The sequence below is a fragment of the Flammeovirga pacifica genome (genome assembly GCF_000807855.2).
GTDB classification, from domain to species: domain Bacteria; phylum Bacteroidota; class Bacteroidia; order Cytophagales; family Flammeovirgaceae; genus Flammeovirga; species Flammeovirga pacifica.
The window spans coordinates 4,421,138-4,436,241 of the sequence record NZ_JRYR02000001.1 but is presented as its reverse complement, the minus strand read 5'-3'; the positions used below and the strand labels follow the sequence as shown (position 1 = coordinate 4,436,241).

The following is a 15,104-nucleotide window of genomic DNA, read 5'->3' as shown; positions in this document are numbered from 1 at the left end:
AATTAGTTAGAGATACCTTCGATAAGGACTTTTGTGAAATGTTGTCTATGACCGTTTTTCACTCTGTATCCTTTTCTTCTCTTTTTCTTAAAGACGATAACTTTTTCGCCTTTAACGTGACCAAGTACTTTACCTGTCACTTTTGCACCTTCTACAGTTGGTGCTCCTACTGATACGTTGTCAGCGTTATCTACAAGAAGAACCTTCTCAAATTCTACCGCAGCACCCTCTTCAGAATCAAGTTTGTGCGTGTAGATGTATTTATTTTCTTCAACTTTGAATTGCTGACCTGCTATTTCTACAATTGCGTACATTATGTCTTCGATTATAATTTCCCTCGAAATGCCTGCAAATGTAACTTTATTTTTTAGAATAGACAAACATTTTACTATTAAAACATTGAAGATTAATCCTTAAAGAATTTAAATACCCGTTTTTAGATCAAAAAAAGGGGGTTATTGAAATTAAATAAATCTAAATCCGTTAAAAACTGATATTATAATGAATGAATCCTTCTCTAATTCAGCGACTATATGCATCTTAGAAAAATACCATTAAAAGTATTCTTAAAAAGGGTATTTCTTCCTTATTTAATTTTGTATTTTTGTATCATTCCTAATATTTATTGAATCAAAACACAACTCCACTAATGAAATAGAGGTATATATATAAAGGAGTTATGGTAAATTACGGATTAGGTAGAACAACATTATTGGTATCATATGAAGGAGAATAATAAAGATATAAAAGACGTTTTCAAAGACACGAGTGCAACTGAAACGAATAAAAAAAAGAAATTTCAGTTAATTAAAAGAGATAATTTTGGCAATGTTCTTTTTTTAAAGCGAATGCTAATTGGTACTCTTGCAGCACTTACTTACCCAAGACTCAAGCTACATAATAATTTACAAGTGGAAGGAATGGAAAAACTCAAAGACCTTCCCAAAAACAATGTATTATTTGTATCCAACCACCAAACTTACTACACTGATGTGATTTCTTTTTATCACATTTTTGCTAGTGCTAAATGGGGATTTAAAAAAGGTGTTGCTCCTTTACCTATATATATGTTGAATCCAAGAGTAAATACTTATTATGTCGCTGCTGAAGAAACCATGAAGCAAAGTGGTATAATACCAAAGATATTTTCTTTAGCCGGAGCTGTAACAGTAAAAAGATCTTGGAGAGCACAAGGTAAGGATGTAAAAAGGGGTGCAGATATTAATGCTCCTTTAAAAATTAAAAAAGCATTAGATCAAGGTTGGTTAGTAACATTCCCACAAGGCACTACAAGTCCTTACGCTCCTGTAAGAAAAGGTACAGGTAATATTATTAAAAGTTACAACCCTATTGTTGTACCTATTGTAATTGATGGCTTTAGAAGAGCTTTTGACAAAAAAGGGTTATTATTTAAGAAAAGAGGTACAAAACTAAAGGTCAAAATAAAAGATCCTATACAATTTTCTAGTGATGTATCTGTTGATGACATAGTTAAGAAAATCACTAATGAAATTGGTCAAAACCCAGATGACAAACCTAAATTTGACTAATTATATTATTTGAATTTAAAAAATAAAATATAAAGTAAGACGGATTATTTTGGAATTATTCAAGTAATCCGTTTTTTTTGTGTTCAATTCTTTGTGTGTAAAATAATTACAGTCTTTGCCATTTTCTAATTTTTTTTTGCACTCAAACTATTTTAGTGAAATAACAACAACTTTCTATCGTTACTTCTACAGCTGCCCACAGCATTACCTTTTATTATTATGAAAAAAAATATAATATTCTTCATAAGTATATTTTTTGTACTTACTTCTTTATCTGATTCTTTTGCCTCCTTTTCTCCTCCATTCTGGGATGGAGTACTTTTAGCTAATAGATCGGAAGGACAGATCTCTGCTTTTGTTGATAAAACAGAGCAAATCAATGAATTAGTGATCATTGCTAATATCAATGGTAAAAAAATTGAACACCCTGTTAAAAAATACGGCAGAATGCTCAAGGTTAATTTCCAAAGAGACCAAAGAGTAACTGGCTTTATTATAGTAAAAAAATTGGGTTTTGTGGTCGCTTCAGTAAAAGTTCATGATATTATTTCATCAAATCAGCATTATCTTTTAGCTAGAAGTGCAGTGATGAAAAATATGGACAAACAAATTGGTTATCAATTTACTTCTAAAACTTACACTTCTGCTCCATCTAGAACAGCTATAACAAAGAATAAACAAAAAAATGGAGATGTTCTTACCTCTAGTCAAGTAGGTGCAGGCTTTGTTTTAAAAGAAGATAGAAAAAATAGAAAATCAAGAGGTGAAGCAGTACTAGAAGAACTTCCAACACAAGAAGTCATTGAAGAAGAAAAAATAGAAGTTGTAGCTACTAGAAGTGCTGTAAAGGTAAGTAAAACCAATAATTTACTCCTTTTCGAAAAAGTAATTCATAATTCCTTATTTCCAAAATATATAAAAGGTCAAAAGAAAGAAGCCACAAGATCTGGCGTTTCCGTTAAAAAAGATGCAAGACACTTTGACTCGGATTATAATGTCGTGAAAGATCACGATAGTTGGCTCTACCTAGAACACAGAAGAAAAGATACAGAAATGGCTTTTGATGGTGAATATCTATTCTCTATTGATAAAAGGTACTTTGATATTAACTATAAAGATGAAGAAGCAGTTAAATCATTTTTAAGCAAACATTACATATCGGTTAAACCTCATAATAAGAAACTTCTTGGTTTTTATTATAGAAATCATGAAATCATAGCTTTCAAATCTAACCAACCATATCATATACAATTAACAAACCAGAACTTATTAAAAGTAAAAACTGGAGGTGAATCTTACACTTTTTATTCAGACAAAAAATATTTAGTTGTGAAGCAAAATGGTAAAATACTTCATAAGCTTAGTAAGGATATCCTAAAAATCGACAGTCAATTTTATTACAATAATTAAATTTTATTGACTTATTTCGTGGGATTTAATGATTTTGTCTAAAAAAAGTTTTTTTTTATTTACATTTGTTTTTATTCTAATATTGATGTTCTCTAGTTATTACACAATAATTCTATTTTTATAATTTCATTACCTAATGAATACCAAAAATTCTACTTACTTTTTATGTCTATCTATTTTCGCATTGTTATTTGGCTTTAAATCAAGCAATGACTGGAACGGTGTTTTATTAATCACCGAAAAAGACAATAAGTTTTATGCATTTGTTGATCAGGTTAGTTCAACAGATGAATTGTCCATTGTGACATACATCGACAACAAACGTTCTTCGACTCCTATTAATAGTAAAGGAGAAGTTGCCTTAGTTGATATGACAAAAAACAGCAAAGGATATGTTGCTGTTAAAAGAGGCAACCATATTGTATCATCCGTTCTTATCGGACAGATAAAATATTCTGATCCAGAATACTTTGATGAAAGAGTCAAAAATGCTGGAGGTGATGATTCTTACATGGCAGCGGCAGCTACTCAAAGTACTACTAACAGCCCTGAGGAAGAAATGGCAAAAGATGAACAAACTATTACTCCTCCTGTAGAAGTAGAAGAAAAAGATTCTATCGAAGTAGTTACAGTTGATGCAGCCACAGACTCTACAACAACAAAAGAAGAAATAGAAGCTACTTCAAATACTTTCGAGATGTCGGTTTATGAAGAATTTCTAGTTTATAATCATTATAAGCATAGCATGAAAAACGTTGATGAGATTAAGTCTCGTGACGATTTATCTGAAGAAATTAAAGAAGAAGCTAAATATTTAGATGGTGAATTTGAAATCTTAAACGATTATTATTCATGGCTACATTTAAAAGACAAAGAAAAAGGTGATGAATGGGCATTCGATGGAGAATATCTTTTCAAAATCATTCCTAAATACTTTGTTCTTAAGGATACTGAAAAATATGAATTGAAAGTATTTAGAGATGAGCACGATATCAGAGTTAAACCTCACAACAAAAAGTGGGTGGGAATTTATTATAAAGATTTCTTACTTTCTGAGTTCAAATCTGAAGACGGTTATACTTTCAAGAAAACAGATAATAACAATTTCACAGTGAACATCATGAAACATGAGTACAAAGTAAACTGCTCAAAAGATCATGTCACTATTAGAAAAGACGGTGAAATTATTGAACATTTCAATACAGAGTCTCTAAAAGAAGAACCTGTTCCAGTTTTTGATAATTAAGAACTTAAAAAAAATCCACTTTTAACAAAGTGGATTTTTTTATGCCTCATCATTTCATTTCTAAGAAAACAACAAATTCATTGTTGTTTTTTTTTATTTTAAAATTTATCACTACATTGACATACCGACCAGTTGGTATGTAAAATATTATAATGGAAAAAGATACTAAATCACATATTATAGACATTGGGGTAAAACTATTCCAAGACAAAGGGATGAATAAAGTCTCTTTAAATGAAGTAGTAAAAGCATCTAATTTATCTAAAGGAGCTTTTTATCATCATTTTAAAAATAAAGACGAATTAATAATTGCTTGCGTAAAGGCTTTTTGGAGTGATATGGCTAAGCAATTCCTCGATATTCCCTTTCAGGAAATGAGCTTAAAGGAAGTAATGGATATGTTATTAGAACAATACAAATACCTTCTTCAATCTTTTGAAGAGGAGAATAACAACACCTTCGAATTTTATATGAACATTCTCTTTTATATAAAAAATGATGAGGAATTATTAATAATGAGCAAGACCTACTTCCAACAATACACCGATATTTTCAGCCATTGTATTCAAAAAGATCAAAATAAAGGTCTCATAAAAAAAGAGATTGATGCAGTGAAGTTAAGTAGACACCTCATTACCACTTCTGAAGGATTTGCTCTCATGGCTTTCTCAAAGATCTATGATCAACCTATGGAAGTGATAGAAGATATATATCAACAAGTTTATAACTCAATTAAAATATAAAATGAAAAAAAGTATCACTACTATCTTAATTACATTATTTAGTATTTCCTCTTTGCTAGCTCAAGATGCTAAAGAAATAATTGAAAAAATGATGGATCAACAAAGGGGACAAAGTAGCTACACCAAAATGACAATGAAAGTTGTTCGTCCGACTTGGACAAGAACTATGGAAATGAAGTCTTGGTCTAAAGGTACTGATAAATATTTCTTAGTGTTGATTACCTCTCCTGCTAAAGACAAAGGATCTGCATCGCTAAAGCGACAAAAAGAAATGTGGAGCTGGACCCCAAGTATTGAAAGGACTATCAAAATATCTCCTTCGATGATGTCACAAGCTTGGATGGGTTCGGATTTTACTAACGATGACCTTATGAGAGGCTCATCAGTAGTAGAAGATTATAGCCACAAATTACTAGGAAAAGAAACGGTCAATGAAGTTGAATGTTATAAAATAGAATTGATCCCTCATGAAGATGCTGCTGTTGTTTGGGGTAAAGTTATTACTTGGGTATCAACTGACGGATTATATAATCAAATGAAGGTTGAAAACTATGACGAAGACATGTATCTAGTCAACACTTTGAATAACTCTGAACTGAAAGAATTGGGTGGCCGAACTATTCCTACAAGGATGGAAATGATCCCTGCCGAAGAAGAAGGAAAGAAAACAGTCATGATTTACCATGATGCCAAATTCAATCAAAAAATCTCTGAGAGTTTCTTCACTCAACAAAACATGAAGAAAGTACGCTAATCTACCCATTATGCTTATTACTAAAATTGCATGGCGGAATTTATGGCGAAATAGAAGAAGAACAATAACTAGTATTTCTTCCATATTCTTTGCTGTTATTCTAGCTATTCTGATGAGATCACTTCAAGAAGGTTCTTATCAACAAATGATTGACACTGCTGCTCGTTTTTATATGGGCTATGCTCAAATTCATATGAAAGGTTATTGGGAAGATAAAACCATCAATAACCTCATAGAAGATAAGGAAGAGATAAGAACTAAGGTGATGGACCATAAGCATGTCTCCAATCTCTTTGGGCGTTTAGAAACTTATGCCATGGCCGCTACCGATTCAATGACCAAAGGAGTTATGGTAGTGGGTACGGAGCCTGATGGAGAAAATCAGCTTTGTGATTTATCATCAAAAGTGACCAAAGGAGAATACCTTAAAAAAGGAAGCAAATCAATAATTATTGGTCAAGGTTTAGCCAATTATCTAATGCTAAACGTGAACGATACGATTGCTTTATTAGGTCAAGGGTATCATGGAGCTACTGCTGCAGAATTATTTCATATCAGTGGAATTTTAAAACATCCTAATCCACAAATGAATAATCAAATTGTGTATATGGATTTATCTGCTGCCCAGCATTTTGTTTCTGCACCCAACCTTATCAATAGCTACATTTTAAATATTGATGATGAAATTGATCAGACCGTTTTAGATCTTCAATCTATTTTACCTCAAGAGAATTATGAAGTGATGAGTTGGTCTGAACTTTCTCCAGAAATGGTTAATCTGATAGAAACTGATAGAGCAGGTGGCAAACTAATGATCATGATACTTTATATAGTTATTGCTTTTGGTATTTTCTCTACCATTTTAATGATGACCATAGAAAGAGTTAGAGAATTTGGTATTCTTACAGCAGTAGGAATGGAAAGGATAAAAATCTACAAAATGCTAGTTCAAGAAGCATTAATGATAGGTAGTATTGGTGTATTTGTTTCCTACTTAATTGGCTATCCAATTTTACTTTACATGGAAAGTCATCCTATCTACCTCACAGGTGCTAAAGCAAAAGCAATGGAAGAAATGGGTATGGAAGCTGTACTTCAATTCACTTCTAATATTGATATTATCTATCCGCAAGCCATTAATATGTTTGTTATCATGATAGTCTGTACCCTCTATCCTATTTATCATGTATCAAGATTAAAAACTGTTGAAGCTATTCACTCTTAACATTATGATGATTACAAAAATATCTTGGAGAAACGTTTGGAGGAATAAACTTAGAAGTGGCATTCTTATTACCTCCATTGCGATTGGTCTTTTAGGTGGCATATTTACTATGGCAATGATCAATGGTATGATGGAATCAAAAGTGGAAGAAACTTTAATTACTGAACTTGGTAATGCTCAAATTCATAAAAAAGGATTTGAAATTAATAATAGCTTTAAAGATTCCATTCCTCACTATAAAACCCTACTACCAATATTAGAAAGTGATAGCATACTGAAAAATCATTCTGCCAGAGTGGTGATTAATGGTATGGGAAGTTCTGCGAACGAAAGTCAAGGATTAAAAATTATTGGTATTGATCCTCAACAAGAAAAAAAGGTCACAAATATTGAAAAGTTCTTTGTTGAAGGAGATTATTTTGAAGGAAAGAGAAAGAATCAAATTGTAATTGGAGCATCTCTAGCCAAAAAACTCAAAATTAAAATTAGATCTAAAATTGTTATTGCCTATATGGGGCCTAATAATGATATGATCAATACCGCTTATAGAGTTGTAGGAATATTTTCTACAAGCTCACCTGATTTTGATAAATCTGTTGCGTTTGTTCAACGTAAAGACATTTGGAGAAATACTGGTGAGCAATTCATTCATGAAATTGCTTTCTCTAGTGAAAATGGTGGTAGTGCTCCTGAAAAAATCACCCAGCAAATCAATCAGAAAATAAAGGATCCCGATTTAAATATTCAAACATGGAAAGAGATAACTCCTGAATTAGCCACATTAGCTGAATCTGGAAATGCGAACAGCTATATCATCTTAGGGATTATCTTATTCGCACTTGGTTTTGGAATACTCAACTCCATGACCATGGCAATATTTGAACGTTCAAGAGAATTAGGTGTACTTATGGCCGTCGGTTTAAATAGAGGTAAAGTTTTCTTGATGATTGTTCTTGAAACCATCTATCTATCTATGATAGGTGCTGCTGTCGGAGGTATTTTAGTGATTGGTATTATCCAATACTATGGCGAACATGGATTAAAATACGCAGAAACAAACATGGGTGGTTTCAGTAACATTTTATACCCTAGTCTTCCTGCAGAATCATTTATTCCGTTATTTTTCATGGTACTCATCACTGCAATTGTCTCTGCCCTACCTCCTGCTTTTAGAGCAATTAAGTTAAACCCTGCCGAAGCAGTTCGATACAAAGGTTAAGCCTCAAGAAATCGAATTGTATCATCCTCTAAAATTTTACTAAAATGATTGAAATCAAAGAAATAATAAAAACATATAACGAAAATACTGTACCTGTTCATGCATTAAATCATGTCAATTTAAAAATTGAAGAGGGAGAATTTACTGCTGTAGTAGGTCCTTCTGGGTGTGGAAAAACCACCTTCTTAAATATTTTAGGAGGGTTAGACAATCCTACATCGGGAGACATTTTGATTGATGGGACAAATCTTCATCAACGTTCTTCTGCAGAAATGATTGCCTATAGAAGAGACAACATTGGTTTTGTATTCCAAGATTATTCTTTGATGCCTGTATTGACTGCCAAAGAAAATGTAGAATTCATAATGGAACTACAAGGCAAATCTAAAGAAGAAAGAGCAGCTAGATCAAAAGAACTTTTAGATGCAGTGGGTATTGGCAACAAAGGGGATCAATTTCCGACAAAATTATCTGGTGGACAACAACAAAGAGTTGCAGTAGCAAGAGCCCTAGCGTCCAAACCTAAATTGATTTTAGCTGATGAACCGACTGCCAATTTAGACTCTAAGTCTACTGCCGATTTATTAGATATTATGAGATCTCTAAACGAAAAAGAGAACATTACTTTTGTTATCGCTACACATGATCAAAGAGTAATGGATAGAGCTAAAAGAGTTATCACTTTTGAAGATGGTAAAATTATCGACATGAAATAAGCATGATAAAGAATACAACCCTTTTCTCTGTTCTGTTCTCTCTTCTACTGTTCTATTCTCTATCAACTACTGCTCAAGAAGAAGAAAAAGTCTCCAAATTTAAAGAGAACTTTGTAGCAGATGGATACATCAAATACATGCAAACCATTGCTGTACAAAAAGATTATTCTGATGAATGGTTTATAGATAACCTCTTTCATAATAGATTAAATTTTAAGTATTATGCTGGAGACAAATGGACTTTTGGATTAAGTGGTAGAAACAGGATGATTTACGGAGCCTCTCCAAAGCTTGTTCCTGATTATCAAAACCAATTTGGTAATCAAGATCAATATGCTGTGAATATGTCTTATAACTGGCTTACCGGAGAATCCTTTGTTTTGAATTCAGAAATTGATAGAGCTTACGCTGATTACTCTACAGGAGATTGGCAATTTAGAATTGGTAGACAAAGGATCAATTGGGGCGTTTCTATGATTTGGAACCCCAATGATTTATTTAATACCTACTCCTTTTTTGATTTTGATTATGAAGAAAGACCAGGAGCAGATGCCATCCTAATTAGAAATTATATTGGAGCGACAAGTTCTATTGAAGTGGTTTTCTCACCTTCCAATCAATTTGATTACTACAATATTGCGGGTTTATACAAATTCAATGTATGGCAATATGATTTTCAAGTTCTTGGCGGTTACGTTAGAGAGAACTATCATGCCGGTGCAGGCTGGGAAGGTCAAATTGGAGGAGCAGGATTTAAAGGGGAAGCAACCTATTTCATTCCTGATTATGCAGGAGAAGATGCTTCTGTCGTGGCTGATATCTCTTTAGATTACACTTTCAAAAACTCATTATATCTACATACAGAAACTATTTACAATAGTAATGGGGCTACAAGTAAAATTGGTGCTTTTGATCCTTCCTTAGAGTTAACTCCTAAAACATTAAGTTTATCGAGGTTTGCCTTTTTTAATGAAGCTCAATATCAATTAACCCCTTTGACAAGAATTGGAGTTAACAGCATTATCAATAGTAATGACCTCTCCTATTATGTGGGTGGTAACTTAACTACATCCTTTAGTGACAACTTTGAACTACTTGTCTTTGGCATGTTCTTCTTTGGAGACGATGACTCTTTATATGGTCAGGGTGGATCACAAATCAATTGGAGATTAAAATATAGTTTTTAGTTAGAGACAGATAGAAAACCTGATAAAGAGACAATCTTCTCCTTTATCAGGTTTTCTTTTATAAACTGTTCAACATCTTTATTTTACAGTTCAGGAGAAATTACTACAATTCACAGGAAAGTTATTCTTATTCAAACATTACTCTACTACTTTTGCATTGTTGATTTAATTTAATGATATGAAAAACACTCAACTACAAAAGTTTGGAACAAGATTAATCATTGTATTTATAATACAATTAATCATAAAGGGGTTTGATCAAAGCTTTGATGGCTTTTTTCCTTTTACTGAGAGGGCTGCGTTATTTACAGCTACTTTTACTTCCTTTTGGTTAGTCTGTTGGTACCTCACAGATATTGTTGATAATAGAATAAGACATATCAATATTATCTATCAAATATTGATTAATCTTTTGATGGCATTCATGATTGGAGTAGCTACCAATAATTTATATGAATTTGGTGATACTGCGATCTATGATAATGCACATCTATGGGATGACATCTCTTTTATTAATCCCGAGTTATCTATAGGAATCACCTGTTTTTATATGATCATTTATATCACAAATTTATATTTGAACAGGAACTTAGAATTGAAAGAACAAGAGATTATCAATAAAGAATTAGAGAAAGAGAATGCTGTAGCACAATTAATGGCATTGAAAGCTCAAATTGAACCTCATTTTCTATTCAATAGCTTAAGTGTATTATCCAATTTGGTACATAAAGATGCTGATTTAGCTTCTGAGTTTATTATAAAGTTATCGAATACTTTGAGATACATTATTTCTCAAAATCAACAAACATTAATTGAGTTAAGTACAGAGTTAGATATTGTTCAAGATTATTTCTTCCTCTTAAAAACACGATTTAATGATGCAATACAGCTTGATATTATATTAGACAAAGAAGTACTAAAAAATTCAGTTATTCCACCAACAAGTATTCAATCTCTGGTAGAAAACGCTGTAAAACACAATAAACTTTCTAAAAAGGTGCCTTTAGTGATTAGTATATATGAATTGGATGGTTTTATTATTGTCAGTAATTCATTGAATAAAAAAGAGTCTATAGAAAACTCAACAGGACTAGGATTAGAAAACATCAAACAGCGTTACTCATTGATTGCGAAAAAAGAAGTAATTGTTGATGATACTGAAGGACATTTTAAAATCTATTTACCAATAATTAATCGATTAGGGCATGAACATTTTAATCATTGAAGACGAGCATTTAACCGCTCAGAGATTGGAAGAGCTAATTCAACAATTCGATCCTAATATTACGGTAGTTGGTATTTTAGATTCTGTAGAAAGTAGTATCGAATGGTTTGAAGAAAACAAAGCACCAGACTTAATATTTCAAGATATTGAACTATCAGATGGCAATTGTTTTGAGATATATGAACAAGTAAATGTGGATGTGCCAATCATTTTCACAACAGCTTATAGTGAGTATGCTTTAAAATCTTTTCACCTTAATAGTATAGATTATATTCTTAAACCTTATGATATGAAAGATATCAAGAGGGTCATGGAAAAGTTTCTAAAATATAAGAATATCTTTTTTACTACAGATTATACTCATATTGTCAATACTCCTAAAAAAACGTATAAAAACCGTTTTTTAATCTCTGTAGGAGATAAATATAAAAGTATCCAAAGTGAAGATGTTTCATACATTAAATACGATGAGGGACTATCATTTATTCATTTATTTAATGAATCTTCGAAGTTTCCTATCGACAAAAGTATTAGTCAATTAGAGGAAGAACTAGATCCTCAAAAATTCTTTAGAGTAAATAGAAAATACATCTTAAACATCAAGAGTATTTTTAATATAAATACTTGGTTCAACTCTAGACTTCAAGTTGAAATTACTGCTGACGATGAAGTGATTGTGAGTAGAGACCGAGTGAAAGCCTTTAAGGAGTGGCTTGATCAATAAAAATACTCCTTAATTAAATTCAATTTCCTGCATAAAATTTTTGCCTTTAACTAAAGGCCTAGGACTTCTTATGCATTTATTTTCAATCAAAATTACAAACAAAATGAAAAAGCTTTTATTAATCGTTACCATCCTTACTTTACAATTTACTGCTCAAGCCCAGGATAAAATCATCAACTTTGGTGTAAAAGGTAGTATGGGTATGTCTGATTTCTCACTCAGTAATTCTGACATAAGTACACAATCTCGACAATCTTGGGAAGGTGGTATTATGTTGAGAGCAAACCTTCCTGTTTTACCAATTTATGCTCAAATCGAAGGATTATATACAAACGCTGGAAGTACTTTATCTTATCCTAGCCAAGCTTCACAAGAGTTAATTATTAACAGAGTCGAAGTTCCTATTATTCTAGGTGCTAAGATAGGATTGGGTGAAATTAGTGCAAGAGCCTTCGGTGGTATTGTGGCACAACAAACTGTTAAAGACAATTTATCTGATTTTGGTAATGATATAGAATTAGAAAAATTCGGATGGGGTTGGCAAGCAGGTGTTGGTGTTGACTACAAAAAATTCACGGTAGACTTAAAGTACCAAAAAGGTGCTAACATAGTTAGTAATGGAGGTAGTATTGAAAGCAATCAATACATGTTAAGTGTTGGCTACTTTATCTGGTAACAAAAAAATACAATCTACATATAGTCTAAAGGGTAATTTGAGGTATTCCACCTCATTTTATCCTTTTTTTATGTAAAAAAAAGCATTACCCTAATCAGGCAATGCTTTTTGTGCTCTAGCTAAAGAGCGAAAATCTTAAGGTGAATTGTAAATTCTAGTTTTTCCCGAACATTGGGAAAAAACAATAGGCTTTAATTGCAACACCGACCGCACAAAGTCCAATTGATGTGACAACCGACATCCCAACATGATGTAGTGAAACGCCCATAGTAGTAAAAAATACTCCGAAGAGTAACATAAGTAACTTATTAGATTGCATTAGGTATCTACTGTTTGGGGTTGTAATTAAATTTCATTTACAAAAATGATAGATCTCTCATTAAATACCTAGTAATTAAGCTGATAATCTTATGTTTTTCACCTTAAAATCGTTATTCATATTAATTCTTTACTTTCTTCCGCCGAATGCTCCAAAACATAAGTTCTTGTGTAAAATCTCTACTTGAGAAAATCCTACTTTTTTCATTAAATCCAATTGGTAATTGATGGACCTTGGAGAATCTTCTTTTTCGATATAATCCAAGACATTCTGTGCATATTCTTTACCACCTACTCCACTTAAGTATTCTCTATATTTCTCCCAAGTATAATCGTCCAATGTTGGATCTTCCTGAGTAATCAAATCTGAAATCATAAAAACTCCACCTTTCTTTAATAGACGATAGATTTTAGAAAACATAGTTTCCCAATCTTTATCCTCTCTTAAGTGATGCAATACTGCTCCCGCTAAAATGATATCAAATTTTCCTTCTTCTAAACCTACCTCTCTGATGTCTCCTTGTTTGATTTCAACTTCACCGTTGGTCTCGTTAGAAACTCTTTCAAATGCTTTATCTAACATCGGCTGACTTAAATCGACTAAAGTGCAATTTAAATGAGGTATTTTGGAAAGCATCATCAAAGTATAGTTACCAGCACCACAACCTATATCTAATACATGGGTTGCATTTGGAGTCCATCGCTTTGCGGACTCAGTAATTAATTCCAATGAAATCTTAGCATCAATTGTAGATACTTGTCCTGTGTCTAAATTAGAAAAACGTTCGACATCATTATCAAACCTTGTTTTAATTTCTTCTGTTGTTGATTTATTCATCACTTTTAGTTTTTGATCTATCAACAAATTGGATATAAAAAAAGTGATGTAAAAAATTACATCACTCATTTTTCTAAAAAATTACGATTCCTATGATCGCACTACAAGCGATTAAAGCAATAGGATGAATTTTCTTATCAAAGACTTTTAACAGAGCTGCAACAATCAAAAATAGGATAATACTTCCGTAGTGAACCTCTGTATATGATTCCTCAAAGAAGGTACTTTCAGCTATTTTCCATCCTGCAAAAAATATTAAAGCAATGGTTACAGGTTTGATTCCAAAGAAAAAAGCTTGCTTCCATTGATTTTGTTTCATCTTTCTTAATAACTCAGACAAAGCTACAATACATATTACTGAAGGAGTAGCTAAGCCTGCTGTTGCAAACAACCCTCCAATGAGTGCTCCTAATCTACCTCCTACAGCCATTCCTGCTTCATTGCCTACAAAAGTTGCTGAGTTGACAGCAATAGCTCCCGGAGTCATTTGTGCTAATGACAATACATTATAAAATTGTTCCGGCTCCATCCATCCATTCTTCTGGAATTCTACCACAAATAAGGGCACCATGGCTAACCCTCCTCCAAAACTGAAAAATCCAATTTTGAGAAAAGTGAAATAAAGATCGAAATATACCTTGATAGCTTCTATTGAAAATGCTTCCATTATTTTAATAGTTTTTTGATTTTAGAAGGCATTGTAACGAGTAATAAAATACCTGTAACTGCACCTAAAACAATTAATAAAATTGGATGTATATGGAAGACAAATAACAATATACATGCTCCTAAAAATATCCCAAAACTGAATTTATCTTTTACACTACCTTGAAACATTTTCCACACAGAATGTCCAATTAATGCTACTATACATGCCCTAGCACCTAAAAATGCTTTTTGGGCAATTGGATGTTCAAAAGATGTATTGAACAAGTGGTATATTAACGTAATGACTAAATAAGACGGAGCCATAACGCCAATTGTAGTCATTATTCCTCCTAAAAAACCTTTTTCTCTGTAGCCAACAAATGTAGCCGCATTAATAGCTATGGTTCCTGGTGTCATTTGAGCAATTGACATGATCTCTAACAATTCATCGTTAGTAAGCCATTTCTTTTTATCAATTAGCTCTTTTTCTAGAAGTGGTACCATAGCGTAACCTCCTCCAAAAGTGAACATTCCAACTTTAAAGAAGCTGAAAAACAATTCAAAATATATCATTGGTTTTGTAATCAGACATTTAATTAATCCTCATTATAAACAATATTACAAC

Annotated in this window: 16 protein-coding genes; 12 read left to right on the top strand and 4 right to left on the bottom strand. The window is 32.2% G+C overall.

Features of this window, described 5'->3' with window-relative positions; translation table 11 throughout:
* Positions 1 to 2: 2 nt before the first annotated feature.
* Entirely contained in the window at positions 3 to 314 is a 312-nt protein-coding gene (rplU, locus tag NH26_RS17595; protein ID WP_044220094.1) for a 50S ribosomal protein L21, read from the bottom strand.
* 408 nt (positions 315 to 722) lie between these two features.
* On the opposite strand from rplU, the gene NH26_RS17590 reads away from it, so the two are divergent.
* From NH26_RS17590 to NH26_RS17535, 12 genes are all read left to right on the top strand, one after another.
* Positions 723 to 1,550: a lysophospholipid acyltransferase family protein gene (locus NH26_RS17590; protein ID WP_084812223.1), complete on the top strand. Its 828-nt coding sequence runs from the start codon at positions 723 to 725 to the stop codon at positions 1,548 to 1,550.
* Positions 1,551 to 1,769: 219 nt separating this feature from the next.
* Entirely contained in the window at positions 1,770 to 2,960 is a 1,191-nt protein-coding gene (locus NH26_RS17585) for a hypothetical protein (protein WP_044220092.1), read from the top strand.
* Positions 2,961 to 3,096: 136 nt separating this feature from the next.
* The gene (locus NH26_RS17580; protein WP_044220090.1) at positions 3,097 to 4,206 is read left to right on the top strand and encodes a hypothetical protein; all 1,110 of its coding nucleotides are present in this window, start codon (positions 3,097 to 3,099) and stop codon (positions 4,204 to 4,206) included.
* Between the two features lie 152 nt (positions 4,207 to 4,358).
* Positions 4,359 to 4,949, top strand: coding sequence for a TetR/AcrR family transcriptional regulator (locus NH26_RS17575; protein ID WP_044220087.1), 591 nt, complete (start codon positions 4,359 to 4,361; stop codon positions 4,947 to 4,949).
* 1 nt (position 4,950) lies between these two features.
* Positions 4,951 to 5,703, top strand: coding sequence for an outer membrane lipoprotein-sorting protein (locus NH26_RS17570; RefSeq protein ID WP_044220085.1), 753 nt, complete (start codon positions 4,951 to 4,953; stop codon positions 5,701 to 5,703).
* A gap of 10 nt (positions 5,704 to 5,713) precedes the next feature.
* Positions 5,714 to 6,928: an ABC transporter permease gene (locus tag NH26_RS17565; protein ID WP_044220083.1), complete on the top strand. Its 1,215-nt coding sequence runs from the start codon at positions 5,714 to 5,716 to the stop codon at positions 6,926 to 6,928.
* Between the two features lie 7 nt (positions 6,929 to 6,935).
* The gene (locus tag NH26_RS17560) at positions 6,936 to 8,147 is read left to right on the top strand and encodes an ABC transporter permease (RefSeq protein ID WP_206780203.1); all 1,212 of its coding nucleotides are present in this window, start codon (positions 6,936 to 6,938) and stop codon (positions 8,145 to 8,147) included.
* Positions 8,148 to 8,191: 44 nt separating this feature from the next.
* Positions 8,192 to 8,863, top strand: a complete 672-nt coding sequence (locus NH26_RS17555) for an ABC transporter ATP-binding protein (RefSeq protein WP_044220081.1) — start codon at positions 8,192 to 8,194, stop codon at positions 8,861 to 8,863.
* Positions 8,864 to 8,865: 2 nt separating this feature from the next.
* Entirely contained in the window at positions 8,866 to 10,050 is a 1,185-nt protein-coding gene (locus NH26_RS17550) for a hypothetical protein (RefSeq protein WP_052431857.1), read from the top strand.
* Between the two features lie 178 nt (positions 10,051 to 10,228).
* On the top strand, positions 10,229 to 11,275 hold the full coding sequence (locus NH26_RS17545; protein ID WP_052431856.1) for a sensor histidine kinase: 1,047 nt from the start codon (positions 10,229 to 10,231) through the stop codon (positions 11,273 to 11,275).
* On the top strand, positions 11,256 to 11,999 hold the full coding sequence (locus tag NH26_RS17540) for a LytR/AlgR family response regulator transcription factor (RefSeq protein WP_044220078.1): 744 nt from the start codon (positions 11,256 to 11,258) through the stop codon (positions 11,997 to 11,999). The genes NH26_RS17545 and NH26_RS17540 overlap by 20 nt, the downstream gene beginning before the upstream one ends.
* A 103-nt stretch (positions 12,000 to 12,102) precedes the next feature.
* Positions 12,103 to 12,675: an outer membrane beta-barrel protein gene (locus tag NH26_RS17535; RefSeq protein WP_158021959.1), complete on the top strand. Its 573-nt coding sequence runs from the start codon at positions 12,103 to 12,105 to the stop codon at positions 12,673 to 12,675.
* Positions 12,676 to 13,123: 448 nt separating this feature from the next.
* Here NH26_RS17535 and NH26_RS17530 read toward each other — a convergent pair whose 3' ends face one another.
* From NH26_RS17530 to NH26_RS17520, 3 genes are all read right to left on the bottom strand, one after another.
* Entirely contained in the window at positions 13,124 to 13,831 is a 708-nt protein-coding gene (locus NH26_RS17530) for a class I SAM-dependent methyltransferase (RefSeq protein ID WP_044220327.1), read from the bottom strand.
* A 73-nt stretch (positions 13,832 to 13,904) separates the two neighbouring features.
* Complete coding sequence (locus tag NH26_RS17525) at positions 13,905 to 14,498, bottom strand: chromate transporter (RefSeq protein ID WP_044220076.1); 594 nt, start codon at positions 14,496 to 14,498, stop codon at positions 13,905 to 13,907.
* Positions 14,498 to 15,052, bottom strand: coding sequence for a chromate transporter (locus NH26_RS17520; RefSeq protein ID WP_044220073.1), 555 nt, complete (start codon positions 15,050 to 15,052; stop codon positions 14,498 to 14,500). The genes NH26_RS17525 and NH26_RS17520 overlap by 1 nt, the downstream gene beginning before the upstream one ends.
* Positions 15,053 to 15,104: the final 52 nt, after the last annotated feature.